Source organism: Bradyrhizobium sp. 2TAF24 (assembly GCF_052115025.1).
Lineage (GTDB): Bacteria > Pseudomonadota > Alphaproteobacteria > Rhizobiales > Xanthobacteraceae > Bradyrhizobium_A.
Genome location: NZ_JBFRFW010000004.1, coordinates 99,893 through 117,290 on the forward strand (window position 1 = coordinate 99,893; position 17,398 = coordinate 117,290).

Here is a 17,398-nt window from a genome sequence, read left to right on the forward strand (position 1 = left end):
CCGTTTAGCGGCAATCACGGCGCCCGTCTCGGAGAAATCAGCGCCGTTCTAGCCAGCGCTGCGTCGGGAACAGGCGCAGTTGCCAGCGCCGCGCCGCCTCGCCGCCGACGCCGCGCGGCATGAACAGCATGATCAGGATCGCCAGCGTGCCCAGCACCACGAGATAGAGACTGCCATACTGCGACAGGTAGGTCTGCAGCCCCCACAGCAGCAGCACGCCGACCATCGGCCCCTCGATGGTGCGCACGCCGCCGATCACCACGATGAAGATGACATAGGCCGTCCAGTCGGTGACGCTGAAGGCGGCATCCGGCGAGATGCGCGCTTTCTGCAGGTAGACGACCGCGCCGATGATACCGGTGGCGAACGCCACGATCACCCACAGGCCGTAGCGGATCCGCCCGGTGCGCACGCCGACGCTGCGCGCCGCCGCGGCATTGTCGCGACTCGCGGCGAGCGCGAGCCCGAGCCGCGAGCGCACGAACGCATAGAGGGCGAGCGTGATCGCGACGGCGAGCACGAGCGCCAGCCAGTACACCAGAACGTCGCGCGCTGCCGCCGGACGCAGGCCGAGCAGCGCCTGCACCGCCTTGAGGCCGGCCATCTGCGACAGCTCCGCCGGCGCGATCGACATGCCGGTGCCGCCGCCAAGCGACTTGACCTGGGCGCAGACCAGCCGCAGCGCCTCCGCCGCGACCCAGCTGCCGATGGCGAAATACGGTCCCTCCAGGCGGAACAGCAGCGGCCCGAGCACGGCGGCAACCACCGCCGCGGCGATGCCCGCGAGCAACACGGCGAGCAGCGGATCGCAGCCGGCGATGACGATCGCGCCGAACAGCGCGTAGCCGCCGAGGCCGACGAACGCCTGCTGGCCGACCGAGACGAGACCACCCCAGCCGGCGAGCGCATTCCAGAGCTGCGCCAGCGCCAGCATGGTGAAGACGAAGATCAGATCCTGGATGAGGTTGCGCGAGGCGACCGCCGGCAACGCGGCGAGGCCGACGACGACCACGACACCGACGATCCCGGCGACGCGCGACAGCCGCGTGCCGACGCGGACCTGCCACAGCGGCGCGTCGCTGCACTCTGCCGCATCCGCGGACACTGCCACGCGCTCGGAGACGCTGTGCACGGTCATGGCCGCCTCGCGGGAAACAGGCCGCGCGGCCGCACCATCAGCACCGCGAGGAAGGCGAGATGGCCGGCGAGGATCTGCCATTCCGGATTCAGCCGCGCGCCGACGCTCTGCGCCAGCCCCAGTACGATGCCGCCGGCGAGCGTGCCCCACAGGCTGCCGAGGCCGCCGATGATCACCGCCTCGAACGCATAGAGCAACCGCGCCGGCCCGATCGAGGGATCGAAATTGGCGCGGATGCCGAACACGATGGCAGCGATCACCGAGACCGCGAGCGACAGTCCCACCGCGATGGCATAGACGCTGCGCTCGTTGACGCCCATCAGCTGCGCGATGGCCGGATTGTCGGCGGTGGCGCGGAAGGCGCGACCGAGCGATGTGCGATAGAACACCAGCTGCAGCAGCACCACCGCGGCAATGGCGATGACGAGGGCGATCAGCGGCGCGAGCCCGACGCTGAGCCCGGGCGTGAGCGTCACCGACGCCGCGTCGAACGCCCCGGCCTGCAGCCGGCGGCTGTCGGCACCATAACCCAGCAGCAGGCCATTCTGGATCACGATCGACAGGCCGAAGGTGACGAGCAGCGGCGGCAGGATGTCGTCGCCGAGCACCCGCTGCAGCACGAGGCGCTGCAGGGCGAAGCCGAGCACGAACATCGCCGCCACCGCGACCAGCGTCGCCGCCGCGAGCGGCAGGCCGAACGCCGTGGTCAGGCTGAGCACGAGATAGGCGGCGAGCAGCACGAGATCGCCATGGGCGAGGTTGACCAGCCGCATGATGCCGAAGATCAGCGACAGCCCCAGCGCGAACAGCGCATAGACGCCGCCGAGCAGCACGCCTTCGATGACCGTATCCAGTCCGCTCATGACGCCCTCATGTTCCGAAATAGGCGGCGTGGATGGCGTCGCGATCGACGCCATGGCTTGCGCCCTGCAGCGTCACCCGCCCCTCCTGCAGGCAGTAGAAGCGGTCGGTGGCGCGCAGCGCGCGGGCAATATCCTGCTCGACCACGACCACCGCGGTGCCGTTACCCCGGATCTGCGGCAGCATGCGGTAGATGTCCTCGACCACGATCGGCGCCAGTCCGAGGCTGATCTCGTCGCACAACAGCACCGTCGGATTGGACATCAGCGCGCGGCCGATCGCCACCATCTGCTGCTGACCGCCGGACAGCACGGTGACCGCGCTGCGCCGCCGCTCGTGCAGCACCGGAAACATGCGGTAGACCGCGGCGAGGTCCCACGGCGCGGCGCGTTCGCCGCCATAGGCGCCGATCAGCAGGTTCTCCTCCACCGACAGCGAGGCAAACAGTTGTCGCCCCTCGGGCACGAGGGCAAGGCCGAGCCGGACGACACGCGCCGCCGGCGCGTCGCCGATCGGCCGCCCGCCGAGGCGGATGGCGTCGGCGTGGTTGCGCACGAGGCCGGCGAGCGATTTCAGCAGCGTCGACTTGCCGGCGCCGTTGGCCCCGATCACTGCGACGGCCTCGCCCGCGGCGAGTTCGAAATCGATGCCGAACAGCGCCTGGAAGTCGCCGTAGAAGGCATCGAGCGCGCTGGCGCTGAGCAACGCGGTCATGCCGGCACGCCCATATAGATCGTCTGCACCTCGCGCGAGCGCATCACGGTCGCCGGATCGCCCTCCGCCACCACGCGGCCGAAGTCGAGCACCATCAGGCGGCCGACCACGGCGAGCAGCGCATGCACGACATGTTCGATCCAGACGATGCCGACGCCCTGCGCATGGATGCCGCGGATGGTGACGACGAGCTCGCGGCACTCGCCTTCGGTGAGGCCGCCGGCGATCTCGTCGAGCAGCAGCAGGCGCGGCCGCGTCGCCAGCGCCCGCGCCAGCTCCAGCCGTTTGCGGTCGAGCAGCGGCAAACTGCCGGCGAGACGGTTGGCCCTGCCTTCGAGCCCGGTGAGCGCGAGCGTCGTGCCGCAGTGCTGCACCGCCTCGGCTTCCGACAGGCTGCCGCCGAACAGCGCCGCGACCGCGAGGTTCTCGTAGACCGAGAGATGATCGAACGGCTGCGGGATCTGGAACGAGCGACCGATGCCGGCGCGGCAGCGCGCCTCCGGCGGCAGCGCCGTGATATCGGCGCCATCGAGCATGACGCGACCGGCATCCGGCCGCAGCATGCCGGTGATCAGGTTGAACAGCGTCGACTTGCCCGCGCCATTCGGCCCGATGACGCCGAGCGCCTCGCCCGGCGCCAGCGCGAGGTCGATGCCGTCGGCGACCACGATGGCGCCGAAGCGTTTGGAGACGCTGTGGAGTTGAAGCATGGCCATGTTCGCAGCTCGTCGCAACCTATCGATGTGAAGCAACTCCTCATGGTGAGGAGCGCGGAACGCGCGTCTCGAACCATGAGGCCCGGCTCTCGCCATCCGTGGCCTCATCCTTCGAGACGCCCGCCGTGCGGGCTCCTCAGGATGAGGGGATGGGGCGGCGCACGCTCCGCAAACCGCCGCCGCCCGCCACCCTCAGCTCAGCGCCTGCATCTCGCCGCCGAGCGGGATTTGCGACGCCGTGCGGTTTTCGGTGATGACCATGTCGTACCTGTCGCCGTTGAGACGCCACTGGCCGCCGACCAGCGGCGTCTTGGCGATGTTCTTCGCGGCGAATGGCGGCACCTTGTCGGAGCCGAACGCCACCGGGCCCACAATGGTGTCGAGCCTGGTCGCGCCGATCGCCTTCGCCAGCGCCGCGCCGTCGTTCGGATCGGCCGCGCGCTTGAGCGCATCGACCGCGACCTCGAACAGCGAATGCACGAAACCGATCGGCTGCGTCCACTGCTTGCCGGAGGCCTGCTCGTATCCCCTGGCGAGTTCAGCGGCGCTGATGCCTGTCAGACTCGACTTGTAGGGATGGCTCGGCGTCCACCACACCTCGGTCGAGATGTTGTTGCCACCCTTGCCCAGCGCCCGCACCGTGGTCGGGAACAGCAGCGCCTTGGCGACCGACACCACCTTCGGCTTGTAGCCTTTCTGGCGCGCCTGATTCCAGAACGTGGTGAAGTCCGGCGGGATGATGACGCCGGTGACGATCTCCGCATCGGCGCCGCGGAAGGCGGCGATCTGCGAGCTGAAGTCGTCGGTGAGATTCTGGAAGCGGCCGGGATCGGTCAGCTTGTAGCCGCCCTTGGCCAGCACCGGTGGAAAGCCGATGGCGCCGTCGCCCCAGGCATTGCCGTCGGCGTCGTTGGGGAACAGCGCGCCGACCGACTTGTTGGTCGCGACCTGGCTCCACATCCCGGTGAACACTGCGATGACGTCCTCCAGCCCCCAGAAGTAATGGAAGGTGTAGTCGAACGGCTTCCAGCTCTTCGGGTCGGCCGGGTTGGCCTGGCGGCCGATGAAGTTGGTCTGCCACGGCGCGACGCTGGACAGGCACGGCACCTGCTCGAGCTCGCACTGGGTGGCGACCGGATTGTTGGTCTCGGGCGTCGCCCCGACCACGATCATTGCGACGTTGTCGCGGGTGATCAGCTCCTTGGCGACCTCCGCCGCGCGGTTGGGATTGGACTGGCTGTCCTTGGTGACGACCTCGACCGGCACGGTCTGGCCGCCGAGCTTGAGGCCGTCCTTCACCACTTTCCGGAATTCGCCGAGCACGAAATCGTCGGCCTCCGCGAACGCGGCGAGCGGGCCGCTCTTCGGCGACACGTAGCCGATGCGGATCGGCTTGGCGGCGGCCCGCACCGCCGGGCTTGCGAACGTCGTCGTGCCCGCGGCGATGCCGCCGGCGATCCCCTGCAGCAGGCGGCGGCGGTCGATCCGCCAGGGCGTCGCTGTCGTCAGCTTGTGGTCCATCGTTCCCTCCTTGTGTTGCAGCCGATGCATTGCCGGCCGCGTTGCTTGCTCAAATTCTCTCGTCCCGGTCGGCCTCGCACGCTGCATTCCTCTTCATGGTGAGGAGGCGCGCAGCGCCGTCTCGAACCATGAGGCCGATGCCGCACCGCCAGTGCCCTCATCCTTCGAGACGAGGATGAGCGGGCGGCCGATCATCTCATGCCGCCGCCGACGCCTTCGGTTGCCGCCCTTCGGCGCCACGGCCCAGGATCGTGCCGAATACCTCGACGAGCTTCGTGGACGCATCGACCTGCGCCGTCTTCGCGCGCCAGGCGACGTACATGTCCGGGCGCACCAGCACGCAGCCGTCCTCGTCGACCTCGCTCTGGCGGAACCAGTCGGCATAGATGTCGAGCGCGTCGCAGCCGGCGGGCCCGATGGTCACGACCTCGACCGGCACGCCATAGGCCGCCTCGACCGCCGCGGCGGCATGGCGCCAGCCATCGCCGCCGATACCGGTGAACAGCGTGAAGCGTCCCTTGCCGGCGAGATCGAGCGTCGACTTGCGCTGCGCCTGATGCTCGACCCAGACATGCGGCAGATGGGCGCCCGGCCAGGTGGTCGCCTGATAGTAGAGCTCGGCGTCGCGCGCGAAGGCCGGCGCCGGCGTGCCATCCGGCACCACGGCGGCCGAGGCATAGCGCTGATTCATCTCGACACCGTGGCAGTTGAACTCGTAGCTCTTGTGCGCCACGGCGTCATAGAAGCGGCGGCGGCGCTCGCGCGCATCGGCCGTGTTGGCCTTGCGCGCGTCCATGTTGCGCCGCGCCTGTGCGGGATCGCTCGACGACAGCAGGCCGACAGCATCGAAGATCGGCTCGAACTCACCGATGCTCTTGTTGGCGCGCTTGACGATCTGCGCGCCCACCGGCTGGCGTTCGGCGCTGTAGCTATCGAGCAGCGACGGCGCGGCCTTGCCCTCCAGGACCAGCTTCAGCTTCCAGCACAGATTGTAGGCGTCCTGGATCGAGGTGTTGGAGCCCAGGCCATTGCTCGGCGGATGGCGGTGCACGGCATCGCCCATGCAGAACACGCGGCCGACGGCATAGTGCCCGGCGTACATCTCGTTGACCGTCCAGGTCGAGGTCGAGCGGATCGTGACGTCGAGGCTGTCGTCGCCGACGAGATTGCGCACGATCGACACCGCCTCGTCATCGCTCAGCCGCCGCTCGCCCTGCGAGATGTCGTAGCCCCAGATGAACAGCCACTCGTTCCACGGCCGCACCATGCGGATGACGCCGGCGCCGATGCCGCCGATCTGCGCGCCCGGCTGCAGCACCCAGTAGAGCACGCTCGGGCGATGGGCGACGTATTTGGTCAGATCCACGTTCGCCACGATGTTCATGCTGCCGGCGCGGCCCATCTGGCCTTCCATCGGCAGGCCGATCACCTCGGCGACGCGGCTGCGGCCGCCGTCGGCGCCGATCAGGTATTTGGCGCGGATCTGCGAGGTCTCGCCGCTCAGGCGATCCCTGACCGTCGCGGTGACGCCGTCGGCATCCTGCACGAGGTCAATGAACTCGGTGTTGAAGCGCAACGAAGTGCCGCGCTGGCCGGCGGCCTCGATCAGGATCGGCTCGAGGAAGTTCTGCGGCAGGTCGCAATGGCTGGTCGGGCTGGCGAGGTCGTAGTCCGCCTTGCGCGCGGGATGGTTGCCCCAGGAATACAGCCGTCCCAGCTCCTCGCCGGCGAGGCTTTCGCAGAACACGTTGTTGGCCATCAAATGCTGCGGCGTGGCGTAGACCTTGGCGCGGTCCTCGAGGCCGAGGTCGCGCAGCACCTCCATGGCGCGCTGGTTGGTGATGTGGGCGCGCGGCGTGTCGGCAAGCCAACCGTATTTCGTCACCAGCATATGCCTGACGCCATAGGTGCCGAGCAGCGCGGCGGCGGTGGCGCCGGCGGGGCCGCTGCCCACCACCAGCACGTCGGTCTCGACGATCGGCTGTCCTGCCTTGGTCATTCCCTCTCTCCGGTTGTTGTTGTGTGTCGTATCGTCGTCCGCGCTCATTCCGCCGCCATCAGCGGCTTTGGCACCGCCCCGCTGCCCGGCTTCATCTGGAAGTGGTAGGTCATGCGGTGCCAGGGGCCGTCGACGCGCTCACCGTTCGGCAGCGTTGGCGTGTCCTGCGCCTCGACCTTCGCCACCAGTTCGTCCTTGACGCCGAACACCGCGTCGGAGCGCAGATACTCGTCGCCCTCGAGGAAGACGTGGGTGATCAGCGGCTCGAAGCCGGCGGCCTTGACCAGGAAGTGGACGTGCGCCGGCCGCATCGGATGGCGCGCGCTGGCGCGGATGAGATCGCCGACCGGGCCGTCGGTCGGGATCGGATAGCTGCACGGCAGAATGGTGCGGAACGAGAACCGCCCGTCGTCATCGGTGACGAAGCGCGCCCGCAGCGACGGTCCCGTCGTGGCGTATTCCGGTTTCTGCGAGTCGTAGAAGCCGTCGTCGTCGGCGTGCCAGACATCGACCTCGGCGCCGGCGATCGGCTTGCCGGCGAGATCCGTGACGCGGCTCTCGACGACCATCGGCGCGCCGTCGATGCCCTTTGAAATATCGCTGCCATGGGGCGTCTGGCGATGATCGCCGACATAGAACGGGCCGAGCACCGTGGTCTCGGTCGCGCCCTCGCGCTCGCGATGGTTGACCGCGTCGACCAGCATGGAAATGCCGAGCACGTCGGACAGCAGGATGAACTCCTGGCGCAGCGGCGTGCACGTCTGCCCGGTGCGGGTGAGGAAGTCGATCGCCTCGTTCCATTCCTCGAAGGTGAGGCCGGTGCGGCGCACGAGGTCGTGCAGCGTCGTGATGGTCTCCTGCAGCAGGTATTTGAGCCGCGGGTTGGGCGTGGCAGCGAATGCCTGCAGCACCTCGGCGGTGAGTGCGTGATCGTCGAAGGTCGTCATCGGCGGATCTCCTCGAACGGGACGGGAGCGTCGCCGCGCCAAGCGGCGGCGATCAGGTTGCGCAGCGCGGCGCGGTCGAGCGGCCGCGGGTTGGGATAGGGGTTGTGAACGGCGAGATCGGCTGCGCGGTCGATGCCGCTCGACGGCATCCCGATGGTGCCGAGCGCCGTCGGCAGACCGAGGGCATGCGCCAGATCGAACAGACCGCGCGGCGCATCCGCGACGCCGAGCGCGCGGGCGACCCGCGCCATGGCGGCCGGCGCGGCCGCGGCGTTGTAGGCGGCGGCATGCGGCAGCACGATCGCGTGGGTTTCGGCATGCGGCAGATCGAAGGTGCCGCCGAGCACATGGCAGAGCTTGTGATGCAGCGCCATGCCGACGGCACCGAGACAGACGCCGCACAGCCACGCACCATAAAGCGCATCGTGGCGGCCGACGGCATCGGCCGGATCGGTGACGATCCGCGGCAGCGCCCGCGCCAGCGCGGCAATGCCCTCTTCAGCCATCAGCGATGTCAACGGGTTGGCGTCAGCGGCATACAGCGTCTCGACCGCATGGGCGATGGCATTGAGGCCGCTCGCCGCCGACACCTGCGGCGGCAGGCCGAGGGTCAGATCGACGTCGTAGATCACGGTGTCCGGGATGATGTCCTGCGACTTGCGCGTCGTCTTCACCCCATGATGGGTCTCACCGAGAATCGGCGTCATCTCGGAGCCGGCATATGTGGTGGGAACGGCGATGTGCGGCAGCCCGGTGCGCAGCGACAGCGCCTTGCCGAGCCCGACGGTCGAGCCGCCGCCGAGGGCGACGAGGCCATCGACCTCGGACGTCTCGACCACCTGCAACGCGGCCTCGGTCACCTCCACCGGCGTGTGCATGCGCGCGCCGGCAAACTGGCCGGCAAGCCGCTCGCCGAGGGTGGCGCCAAGGCGGCGGCCGTCGTCGCGCTGCTGCGGCGTGGTGAGAACGAGAGCGCGGCGGATGCCGAGGCGTTCGACCTCCTCGCCGAGGCGGGCGATGGTGCCGGAGCCGAACAGCACGCGGTATTGCTGCGAGCAGTAGGAAAACGACCGCGGCGTCGCCTCCGGCCCGCCCCCGGGCGCAATGTCCGAAACGATGGCGCGCGCAGGCGCGGCGTCAACATCCGCGGTCGTCATCGGCGTTTTCTCCCCTGCCGGTCGCCCGGCGGTCCTGCTGTTGTGGGGAGGAGGTTAGCGGCGGGCGAGCGCGACCGGCCTGCACGAAACCGGAGGAATCCTGCACAAAGTTGGAAAAATCGCCGGCAGGCCTTCCCGCCGAACGGTCCCGGCCGGGCGCGCGGGCGCTAATGGCTGCGGCGGTAGCGCCCCGGCGTCACGCCGGTGAAGCGGCGGAACATGCGGGTGAGATGTTCCTGGTGGGAGAAACCGCATTGCAGCGCGACGTCGGCGATGCTGTGGGCTTCGTCGGCCAGCAGCGCCTTGGCGCGCTCGATGCGCAGGTTCAGCACATACTGATAGGGCGAGACCCCGGTGGTCGCCTTGAACAGCCGCACGAAATACTCGGTGCTGCGGCCGCACAGCGCAGCCAGAGCATCGAGCCGGATATCGCCCGCGAGATGCACCTCGACATAGTCGCGGACCCGCTGCATCTGCCGCACATTCAGCACCTGCGGATGCTTGCCGGCCTCGGCGGGGCGCTGGTGATAATTGAGGGCGATGAAGCGGTTGGCGATGGCGCGCGCGATCGGATCGGCGAACAGCGACGATGCCGGCAGATGGCCGGTGATGGTGTCGCCGATCGCGGCGGCGAGATGCTCGAGCACCGCATCCTTCTCGCCCAGCATGGGCGCGAGCCCGCCGATCAGACTGCGCGGCTGTTCGGCATCCTCGAACAGGTCGGAACGCAGGTAGATGTGAGTGGAGTCGAGCGCGGCATGCAGCAGCACGTCGCACTCGTGCCCCGCCGGCAGGAAGAACACGCCGCCGCGCGGAATGTGGCGCTCGACCGACCTGCCGTCCACCGTATAGGTGATGTCCACCGGACCGCCGCGATGCAGCACCATCAGGCTGTCGGACAGAGCATGCAGCTTGCCATCATAAGGGCGTTCGCGCTGCACCGAGGCGAACGCAGACGACCAGCCGAGCCCCTCGCTCGAACCGTGGATGTCGGCCTCGAATCGATGCAGGATGCGGTGGGTATCCTCAATTCCGAAAATCGGCTTCGCGTCCATGGACCGCTCGCGGGCTGCGGGACGGCGGCGAGTGAAGCGCAACGGCCGGCGGATTTCAACACGTCCGCTTCCGCGTCAATGTTGCGACGCAGCAGGCTTCCGGGCCGGCAACTGTCCGGCTAGGTTGAACGGGCCTGTTCTCCAACCCTCACGGTCGCCCCGATGCCTCGACGTCCCCTCGCGACGCCCACCACAGCTGTCGCCGAATGCCTGTGCGGCGCGGTCAAGCTGTCGATCGATACGCCCGCGCGCTGGGCTTGGCACGATCACACCGCGGCGAGCCGCACCGCCCATGGCGCTGCCTATGCCACCTATGTCGGCAGCTGGCGCAAGCGTTTTCGCGTGCTCGCCGGCGAGGAGCACATCCGGCGCTATCAGGAGGCGAAAACCGGTGCGACGCGCAGCTTCTGCGAACGCTGCGGCACGCCGCTGGCCTACGAGCGCGCACGCTCGCCGCACATGGTCAACATCCCCCGTGCGCTGTTCCGCAGCCGCACCGGCCGCCAGCCGCTCTATCACATTGGCATCGACGAATTGCAGGAGTGGACCTATGCCGGCGAACCGCTGGTGCCGCTGAAGGGATTTCCCGGCGTGGTGTGGGAGCGCCCGCGCAAGCGCCGACGCGGCCGCGACGACGATGGCCGCGTGATGTAGGCGTGACGCGCGCATCGCTGGCACGGATGAGCACAGCGATATCCGGGAATGCCGTGACGAAGCCATTGCCGACGCGAAAGCCCCCGCATGTCGCTGCGCTCATACGGGCTACGCCTCTTCCCTCATGGTGAGGAGCGCGGCGCCGAGGCGATGCGATAGAGCCATGCGATTGAATGCGCCGCGCGTCTCGAACCATGAGGCCCGGGCAGTGCTGCAAGTTGTCCTGCGCTGCGCCCCGGCCTCATCCTTCGAGACGCCCGCTGCGCGGGCGCCTCAGGACGAGGAGAACGAGGATGCCGAAAATCACAAACGAAACCCATGACAAATGACCATCGGGCCGGCGCTTGCGCACCGGCCCGACAGCTTGTCATCCGACAGACGAAACTACGACGAAACTACGCCGCCTTGTCGACCACGACCTTGGCGGCATCGGCGATGCCGCGGGCCATGGAGACGAACTCGCTCGGCATCATCACCAGCGTCATGGTGTTCTGCTCCGCGCCGACCTCGGTGATCATCTGCATGCGGCGCAGCTCGAGGCCGGCCGGATTCTGCATGATCACTTCCGCCGCCTGGCGCAGTTGCTCGGCGGCCTCAAGCTCGGCGCCCGCCTTGATCACCCGGGCGCGGCGCTCACGCAGCGCCTCGGCCTCCTGCGCCAGTGCACGCTGCATGGTCGGCGGGATCTCGACGTTCTTCATCTGCACCAGTTCGACCTTGACGCCCCACGGCTCGGTGATGCCGTCGACCGTCTCCTGGATCTGGCTGGCGATCGAGTCCTGCGCCTTGAGGATCTCGTCCAGCGTGTGCTGGCCGAGCACCGTGCGCAGCGTGGTCATCGCCACCTGGACCACCGCGTTGCCGACAGTCCTGACCTCCATCACCGCACGCTCGGGATCGAAGATGCGAAACCAGATCACCGCGTCGACCTTGATCGGCACGTTGTCCCGGGTGATGCCTTCCTGCTGCTCGACATCCGCGGTCACGGTGCGCAGGTCGATCTTGATCTGCCACTCCAGCCACGGCCAGATGAAATAGAGGCCGGGTCCGGCAATGCGATCGAAATTGCCGAGCTGGAAGATGACGCTGCGCTCATACTGGTTGGCGGTGTGCACGCTCTTCACCAGCAGCACGAGCGCCACCACGACGACAATGATCAGAGGAAAAACCAACGGGTAGTCCACGACACGCTCCCATATAATGTCTTTGGTCGCGACCCGACCAAATGAGAACAAAATAGGAACGCTATCCTGAATTTTCAAGGGGCACAGCGCCATCACTTTGCCGTGCGGCGGCCTCACCTCGCAATCACGGCGCGCTGATCACCCGTCATGCATGCGCGGCGAAGCGATCAGCACCGCGACGATGCATGTTTCCAGCAACGCCGCCTTGCTAGGCCGCCGGAAGCCCGAGCGGGCTGAGGCGCGGCAGCGGCGGCGCCTGATCGGGCGCGCCCAGCAATGCGATAAGCTCGCGCTTGAAGCGCACGAACGCCATGTCGGTCAGCAGGTCGCGGCTGCGCGGCCGCGGAAAGTCCAGCCGCAGGTCGGCGATGATCCGGCCCGGGCGTGGACTGAGCATCAGCACGCGGTCGCCGAGAAACAGCGCTTCGTCGATGTCGTGGGTCACGAACACCGTGGTGGTCGGGATCTCGCTCCAGATCTCCAGCAGCAGATCGTGCATGCGCGCCCGCGTCAGCGCGTCGAGCGCGCCGAACGGTTCGTCCATCAGCAGCACGCGCGGATGGTTGATCAGCACGCGGGCGATCTCGACGCGCTGCTGCATGCCGCCGGACAGCTGGGACGGATAGACCGCCTCGAAACCTGCGAGCCCGACCCGCCGCAACAGCGCATCGGCCGCCGCATGGCGCTCGGCGCGGCCGACGCCGCGCATCTTCAGGCCGAACGCGACGTTGTCGCGCACCGTCTTCCAGGGAAACAGCGTGTGCTGCTGGAATACGATGCCACGATCCGGGCTCGGCCCCACGATATCCAGATCGTCGACGATGAGACGGCCGGCCGTCGCCGGCAGATGCCCGGCGATCACGCCGAGCAGCGTGGACTTGCCGCAGCCGGACGGGCCGAGGATGCAGACGAGTTCGCCCGGCTCGATGGTCACGGTGAAGTCGCCGAGCGCGGCAAAGGCGGCCGCGCCCTCCCCGAGCCGGATCGACAGCCGATCGGCGACGATGCGTCCCGCCGTCACCGCCTGGCGTGTCAGGATCGCATCCATCAGCGCGCCACCGCCGGCCGCTGCCACGGCGTCAGCGCGCGGCCGAGCGCCGTCAGCCCCCAGCTGCTGCCCATGCCGAACAGCCCGATCACCAGCATGCCGACAATGATGTCGGCATAGTTCTGCAAGGTGTAGGCCTCCCAGGTGTAGTAGCCGATGCCGAACTGGCCCGCGATCATCTCCGCGGTGACAAGGCAGAACCACGACGTGCCCATGCCGATGGCGAGGCCGGTGACGATGCTGGGCGCGGCGCCCGGCAAGACGATCTCCCACAGAATGGCGCGGGAGCCGCCGCCGAGGCTGCGCGCCGACGCCACGAGGCGCCGGTCGACATGGGCGACGCCATGGACGGTGTTGAGGATGATCGGAAACAGCGCGCCGATGAAGGTGATGAAGACCATCGACAATTCCGACGACGGGAACATCAGGATCGCCAGCGGGATCCAGGCGACTGCCGGGATCGGCCGCAACAGCTCCAACGGCGGCAGCAGCACGTCGCTGGCGACGCGCGAACGGCCGATGGCGAAGCCCAGTGCCACGCCGGCCAGCACGGCCGCGGCATAGCCGGCAAATACCCGGCCGAGGCTCGCCCCGACATGGGACAGCAGTTTTGGCGAGCGCAGCAGCACCAGCAGCGCCTCCGCCACCTCGACCGGCGTCGGCACGTTGCGGAACGTGACGATGCCGAGATTGAGCCGCAGCGACGACGCCAGCTGCCACAGCACGAGGCACGCCGCGATCGAGCCGACGCGCAGCGCGAGACGCACCGCCGGCCGCGCCGGGAGCGTCGTGGCCGGCGCCATGGTCAGCGGCTCGCGACCAGCGCGGCGCGGGCCCCGGCGAAGTCCAGAACCTCGCCGCCATGCGCCTTGGCCCAGGCCTCCGCGCTATCCTTGCCGAGGAACGCGCTGAACTCGTCGCGTGCACCACGCACGAAGAAGGCCTGTTGCGCGAACAGCTTGATGCCGCTCTCGCGGTCCTGGGCATAGACGACGCGGACGGCCTTGCCCTCCTTCTCCAGTGCGGCGAGCGCACGCAGCGCATTCTCCGGCGACGCGTAGTGGCGCACCAGCGGCTCGCCCTTGACCCAGATCTGCGCGACGCGCGAGACGTCGGTGATCGGCGCGCCGGTCGCCGCGTCGTTGGCCTTCAGCGACGATGGCGCATAGTTCTTCAGCTCGGCGTCGTAATCGCGCCCCACCTGCACGAACGCGGCGCGGATGAATTTGTCGGTGACGAAGCTGTCGAGCGCGACATCGCTGTCGGCGCGCTTGAGCAGCTTCAGCGTCTCCAGCGAGGTCTGCACCGCCTGGCGGTATTCCGCCTTCCAGGTCAGGCCGCGCGTCTGCAGCCCGAGCGGGCCGTGGAACAGGTAGTCGACCTCGGCCTCGATGCCGGTGACGCGGGCGATCAGCTCGCTGTAGGTCTCGGGTTCGGCGGCGATCAGGCGATCGGCCTCGAGCGCGGCCCGCAGGTAGGCGATCACGATCTCCGGATATTTGTCGGCATAGTCGCCATCGACCAGCGCGCCATGGAAGGTCGGCGCGTTGGCCTGCGCACCGTCGAAGATCTTGCGCGCGAAGCCGCGCCAGGGAAACAGCTCGGCGAACGGCACGAAGTCGGCATGGGCCTCGATCTTGCCGGCCTGCAGCGCGGGCCCCGCAACTTCCGGCGCCTGGGTGATGATGCTGACGTCGGTTTCGGGATTCCAGCCCTGCGCCTTGATCGCGCGCAGCAGCATGCCGTGCGCGGTCGAGGCGAAGGGTACCGAAATGGTCTTGCCCTTGAGATCGGCGACCGACTGGATCGGCGACGCCGTCGGCACGACGATGCCATTGCCGCTGCCCTTCGGGCCGCCGGACAGCGTCGTGATGAACAGGCTGCGGCGGCCGGCCTTCTGGAACGCGACGCCGTTGAGCGAGCCGGGGAAATCGGCCATCGCGCCGAAGTCGAGCTTGCCCGCCACCATCTCGTTGGTGAGCGGCGCGCCGCTGGTGAAATTGCGCCACTGGATGTCGTAGGTGACGTCCTTGTACTTGCCGTCATGCGGCAGGTACTTCTCCAGCAGCTTGAGCTCGCGGATCAGCAGGCCGCCGGTCGCGCAGTTGATCGTGGTGTCCTGCGTGCCGATCGCCACGCGGATGGTCTCCGCCTGCGCCGCGCCGGCAAGGCCGAGCGCCAGCGCGACGATCGACGACAATCCAAGACGCATCATCTTCAATCCCCCGTGCCACATCCCCGTCGCCATCATCGCGACGGTCACATCGTCCACGGTCACCGTAGCGACGGCCGGCAGGCGCTGAAGCAATTACTTGCAGGGGTCGCTGTGGCAAACGCGTCGCATCCGTCCGGCCGCGGGCGGCAATGACGGCAGGCGCGAAAAGAATCTTTCTCATCGCGCGCGCATAACAGATGAATTCTTATCCTGGCCACGCGAAACTCCACGCGGCTGTCCCAACTCGATCGCCGCGGCGTCAAAGCAGTGGACTTCCGGCCGCCGCCGTCCTTACTTTGCGCACCTATGCCGCGCGCATCAGCAGACATGGCGACGATGACGACCCTCAAGCTTGCTTCCGACACCTCCGTTCGCAACCGCGCGCGCTCCGCACCCGTCCTGGCGGAAGGCTGGAGCGGAGCCGACGCGCGCCGCGGCACGCGGCCGGCGGCAAGCCATGACGCCGGTGGATCACCGCGGCCGGCGCGCAGCTCCGCGCTGTTCATGAGCGAGAGCATCGAGGGACTCAATGTCGGCGCCCATTTCCTCGACCGGCTGGCGCCGCGGGAACGCGAACAATTGCTGGCCTCCGGCCGCACGCTCCTTGCCCGCCAGAACGAGATGGTGTTCAGCCAGGGCGATCCGCATGACGGCATCTTCATCATCACCCGCGGCCAGGTGCGGGTGTATTACACCGCCCCGTCCGGCCGCGAGATCACGCTGGCGTACTGGACGCCGGGCCATTTCATCGGCGGGCCGGAGATCAGCGGCGGCGGCACCCACATGTGGTCGGGCATCGCGATCGACGATTGTGAATTCGTGGCCTTGTCGGGGGCGACGCTGCAGCGCGTGCTGCGCGAGATCCCGGCGTTCGCGCTGGCGCTGATCGACGGCCTTGTGGCCAAGGGCAAGTGCTACTCGTCGATGGCGCAGATGCTGGGCACCCGCTCGGTGATCGAGCGCCTCGCGCAGTACCTGCTCAATCTCGCCGAGCTCGAAGGCATCGCCGAAGGCGACACCGTGCTGCTCGGCCGCAAGACCACCCACGACCAGATCGCCGCCATGGTGGGCTCGACCCGCCAATGGGTGACGATGATGCTGAAGCGCTTCCAGGCCAAGCGCATCATCGCCATTGAGGGCGGCGCGATCCGCATCCTGCGTATCGACCAGCTCGAAGCCATCCTGTTCAGGGACTGACCGCGGCCGGTCGTTTAACCGCCCGCGCTGTCGATCCGCCCAAGCGCCCACGCCGCCGTCTTGCGCACGTCGGGATCGCCGTCCGGCGCCCGCGCCGCCAGCGCGGTGCGCGCCCGGGGATCGCCGATCTCGCCGAGCGCTGCGGCCGCCTCCTTGCGCAGCGACGGCAGGTCGTGATCGAGCAGCGCGATCAGCGCCACAACCGCCTCGCGCGCCCTGAGCTTGCCGAGGCTCTGCGCCGCCTTCTGGCGCACCTGCCAGAACGCATCGCCGAGCACAGCCACGAGTGGCGCCGCCGCGGACGCCACGCCGATGCGGCCGAGCGCTTCTGCCGCCGCAGCGCGCACCTCCCAGTCGGCATCGTGCAGCGCCGCCGCGGCGCCGCGTGCGGCCTCCGTCGTCCGGGCGAAGCACAGCGCGTTGACGGCGGCGAGCCGCACGCGCGCACTGGGATCGGCGACGGCGCCGATCAGCGCCGGCACCGCCTCGGCCGGCTTGAGATAGCCGATGACGCTGACCGCCTGTCCGCGCACCTCGGCGTCCGTATCGGCCAACGCCGTGACAGCGGGCGCCAGCGCCGCCGGCGCACGCAGGGCTTTGAGCGCCCGGAAGGCGGCCGCGCGGACGAAGGCCCGCGGAACCGTCACCAGCGGCAGCAGCGCCGCGGCGGCGTCGATGTCGCGCAGCTCAGCCAGACTGTCCGACGCCGCGTCGGCAACCTCGCCGTCGGCATCGAGCAGGCCATGCGCCAGGGCCTGTGCGACCTCGCGGCCGTCGAATTCGCCGAGGGCGCGCGCCGCCTGCAGCCGCACTTCCCGCGCTTCATCGCCGATGGCCACGGCGAGGTGCGCGACCGCGTCCGCGCTCGACGTCTCCGCCAACGCGATCACCGCAAGACGACGGACCGACGCGTCCGGGCTCGCGAGATCCGCGGCAATCTCGGCGACATCGCCGAACGCCTCGAAGGGATCGAAGCTCGCCATCCCCGTCTC

Annotated in this window: 16 protein-coding genes; 2 read left to right on the top strand and 14 right to left on the bottom strand. The window is 68.6% G+C overall.

Annotated elements, in window-relative coordinates; all coding sequences use genetic code 11:
* Positions 1 to 37: 37 nt before the first annotated feature.
* From AB4Z37_RS08400 to AB4Z37_RS08440, 9 genes are all read right to left on the bottom strand, one after another.
* On the bottom strand, positions 38 to 1,138 hold the full coding sequence (locus AB4Z37_RS08400) for a branched-chain amino acid ABC transporter permease (RefSeq protein ID WP_441516251.1): 1,101 nt from the start codon (positions 1,136 to 1,138) through the stop codon (positions 38 to 40).
* Positions 1,135 to 2,001 (bottom strand): branched-chain amino acid ABC transporter permease, encoded by an 867-nt coding sequence (locus tag AB4Z37_RS08405; RefSeq protein WP_441516252.1) that lies wholly within the window; start codon positions 1,999 to 2,001, stop codon positions 1,135 to 1,137. The genes AB4Z37_RS08400 and AB4Z37_RS08405 overlap by 4 nt, the downstream gene beginning before the upstream one ends.
* A gap of 7 nt (positions 2,002 to 2,008) precedes the next feature.
* Positions 2,009 to 2,713: an ABC transporter ATP-binding protein gene (locus tag AB4Z37_RS08410; RefSeq protein ID WP_441516253.1), complete on the bottom strand. Its 705-nt coding sequence runs from the start codon at positions 2,711 to 2,713 to the stop codon at positions 2,009 to 2,011.
* A complete protein-coding gene (locus AB4Z37_RS08415; protein ID WP_441516254.1) occupies positions 2,710 to 3,429 on the bottom strand; it encodes an ABC transporter ATP-binding protein in 720 nt (239 codons plus the stop codon). Before AB4Z37_RS08415 ends, AB4Z37_RS08410 begins: the two co-directional genes overlap by 4 nt.
* A gap of 192 nt (positions 3,430 to 3,621) precedes the next feature.
* Positions 3,622 to 4,950 (bottom strand): ABC transporter substrate-binding protein, encoded by a 1,329-nt coding sequence (locus AB4Z37_RS08420; RefSeq protein WP_441516255.1) that lies wholly within the window; start codon positions 4,948 to 4,950, stop codon positions 3,622 to 3,624.
* Positions 4,951 to 5,146: 196 nt separating this feature from the next.
* On the bottom strand, positions 5,147 to 6,949 hold the full coding sequence (locus tag AB4Z37_RS08425; RefSeq protein ID WP_441516256.1) for an FAD-dependent oxidoreductase: 1,803 nt from the start codon (positions 6,947 to 6,949) through the stop codon (positions 5,147 to 5,149).
* Positions 6,950 to 6,993: 44 nt separating this feature from the next.
* Entirely contained in the window at positions 6,994 to 7,896 is a 903-nt protein-coding gene (locus AB4Z37_RS08430; protein ID WP_441516257.1) for a dioxygenase family protein, read from the bottom strand.
* Positions 7,893 to 9,053 carry a maleylacetate reductase gene (locus AB4Z37_RS08435; RefSeq protein WP_441516258.1) on the bottom strand — a complete coding sequence of 387 codons (1,161 nt, stop codon included), beginning with the start codon at positions 9,051 to 9,053 and terminating at the stop codon, positions 7,893 to 7,895. The genes AB4Z37_RS08430 and AB4Z37_RS08435 overlap by 4 nt, the downstream gene beginning before the upstream one ends.
* 167 nt (positions 9,054 to 9,220) lie before the next feature.
* A complete protein-coding gene (locus tag AB4Z37_RS08440; RefSeq protein WP_441516259.1) occupies positions 9,221 to 10,108 on the bottom strand; it encodes a helix-turn-helix domain-containing protein in 888 nt (295 codons plus the stop codon).
* Between the two features lie 162 nt (positions 10,109 to 10,270).
* On the opposite strand from AB4Z37_RS08440, the gene AB4Z37_RS08445 reads away from it, so the two are divergent.
* Positions 10,271 to 10,762, top strand: a complete 492-nt coding sequence (locus AB4Z37_RS08445; RefSeq protein ID WP_441516260.1) for a GFA family protein — start codon at positions 10,271 to 10,273, stop codon at positions 10,760 to 10,762.
* A gap of 395 nt (positions 10,763 to 11,157) precedes the next feature.
* Here AB4Z37_RS08445 and AB4Z37_RS08450 read toward each other — a convergent pair whose 3' ends face one another.
* The 4 genes from AB4Z37_RS08450 to AB4Z37_RS08465 all read right to left on the bottom strand — a co-directional run bounded on the left by AB4Z37_RS08450 (position 11,158) and on the right by AB4Z37_RS08465 (position 15,209).
* Positions 11,158 to 11,946: a slipin family protein gene (locus AB4Z37_RS08450; RefSeq protein WP_441516261.1), complete on the bottom strand. Its 789-nt coding sequence runs from the start codon at positions 11,944 to 11,946 to the stop codon at positions 11,158 to 11,160.
* Positions 11,947 to 12,154: 208 nt separating this feature from the next.
* Positions 12,155 to 12,994 (bottom strand): ABC transporter ATP-binding protein, encoded by an 840-nt coding sequence (locus tag AB4Z37_RS08455; RefSeq protein ID WP_441516262.1) that lies wholly within the window; start codon positions 12,992 to 12,994, stop codon positions 12,155 to 12,157.
* Complete coding sequence (locus AB4Z37_RS08460) at positions 12,994 to 13,797, bottom strand: ABC transporter permease (RefSeq protein WP_441516263.1); 804 nt, start codon at positions 13,795 to 13,797, stop codon at positions 12,994 to 12,996. The genes AB4Z37_RS08455 and AB4Z37_RS08460 overlap by 1 nt, the downstream gene beginning before the upstream one ends.
* Before the next feature lie 2 nt (positions 13,798 to 13,799).
* The gene (locus tag AB4Z37_RS08465) at positions 13,800 to 15,209 is read right to left on the bottom strand and encodes an ABC transporter substrate-binding protein (protein WP_441516264.1); all 1,410 of its coding nucleotides are present in this window, start codon (positions 15,207 to 15,209) and stop codon (positions 13,800 to 13,802) included.
* Positions 15,210 to 15,713: 504 nt separating this feature from the next.
* Here AB4Z37_RS08465 and AB4Z37_RS08470 point away from each other — a divergent pair.
* Positions 15,714 to 16,406 carry a Crp/Fnr family transcriptional regulator gene (locus AB4Z37_RS08470; RefSeq protein WP_441516475.1) on the top strand — a complete coding sequence of 231 codons (693 nt, stop codon included), beginning with the start codon at positions 15,714 to 15,716 and terminating at the stop codon, positions 16,404 to 16,406.
* 14 nt (positions 16,407 to 16,420) lie between these two features.
* Here the strand turns inward: AB4Z37_RS08470 and AB4Z37_RS08475 are convergent, their stop codons facing one another.
* On the bottom strand, positions 16,421 to 17,389 hold the full coding sequence (locus AB4Z37_RS08475; protein ID WP_441516265.1) for a HEAT repeat domain-containing protein: 969 nt from the start codon (positions 17,387 to 17,389) through the stop codon (positions 16,421 to 16,423).
* Between the last annotated feature and the right edge of the window lie 9 nt (positions 17,390 to 17,398).

Excerpts from the sequence above, each read along its gene's own strand:
- AB4Z37_RS08400 (WP_441516251.1), bottom strand. The coding sequence starts at position 1,138 with ATGACCGTGCACAGCGTCTCCGAGCGCGTGGCAGTGTCCGCGGATGCG.
- AB4Z37_RS08405 (WP_441516252.1), bottom strand. The coding sequence starts at position 2,001 with ATGAGCGGACTGGATACGGTCATCGAAGGCGTGCTGCTCGGCGGCGTC.
- AB4Z37_RS08410 (WP_441516253.1), bottom strand. The coding sequence starts at position 2,713 with ATGACCGCGTTGCTCAGCGCCAGCGCGCTCGATGCCTTCTACGGCGAC.
- AB4Z37_RS08415 (WP_441516254.1), bottom strand. The coding sequence starts at position 3,429 with ATGGCCATGCTTCAACTCCACAGCGTCTCCAAACGCTTCGGCGCCATC.
- AB4Z37_RS08420 (WP_441516255.1), bottom strand. The coding sequence starts at position 4,950 with ATGGACCACAAGCTGACGACAGCGACGCCCTGGCGGATCGACCGCCGC.
- AB4Z37_RS08425 (WP_441516256.1), bottom strand. The coding sequence starts at position 6,949 with ATGACCAAGGCAGGACAGCCGATCGTCGAGACCGACGTGCTGGTGGTG.
- AB4Z37_RS08430 (WP_441516257.1), bottom strand. The coding sequence starts at position 7,896 with ATGACGACCTTCGACGATCACGCACTCACCGCCGAGGTGCTGCAGGCA.
- AB4Z37_RS08435 (WP_441516258.1), bottom strand. The coding sequence starts at position 9,053 with ATGACGACCGCGGATGTTGACGCCGCGCCTGCGCGCGCCATCGTTTCG.
- AB4Z37_RS08440 (WP_441516259.1), bottom strand. The coding sequence starts at position 10,108 with ATGGACGCGAAGCCGATTTTCGGAATTGAGGATACCCACCGCATCCTG.
- AB4Z37_RS08445 (WP_441516260.1), top strand. The coding sequence starts at position 10,271 with ATGCCTCGACGTCCCCTCGCGACGCCCACCACAGCTGTCGCCGAATGC.
- AB4Z37_RS08455 (WP_441516262.1), bottom strand. The coding sequence starts at position 12,994 with ATGGATGCGATCCTGACACGCCAGGCGGTGACGGCGGGACGCATCGTC.
- AB4Z37_RS08460 (WP_441516263.1), bottom strand. The coding sequence starts at position 13,797 with ATGGCGCCGGCCACGACGCTCCCGGCGCGGCCGGCGGTGCGTCTCGCG.
- AB4Z37_RS08465 (WP_441516264.1), bottom strand. The coding sequence starts at position 15,209 with ATGATGCGTCTTGGATTGTCGTCGATCGTCGCGCTGGCGCTCGGCCTT.
- AB4Z37_RS08470 (WP_441516475.1), top strand. The coding sequence starts at position 15,714 with ATGAGCGAGAGCATCGAGGGACTCAATGTCGGCGCCCATTTCCTCGAC.
- AB4Z37_RS08475 (WP_441516265.1), bottom strand. The coding sequence starts at position 17,389 with ATGGCGAGCTTCGATCCCTTCGAGGCGTTCGGCGATGTCGCCGAGATT.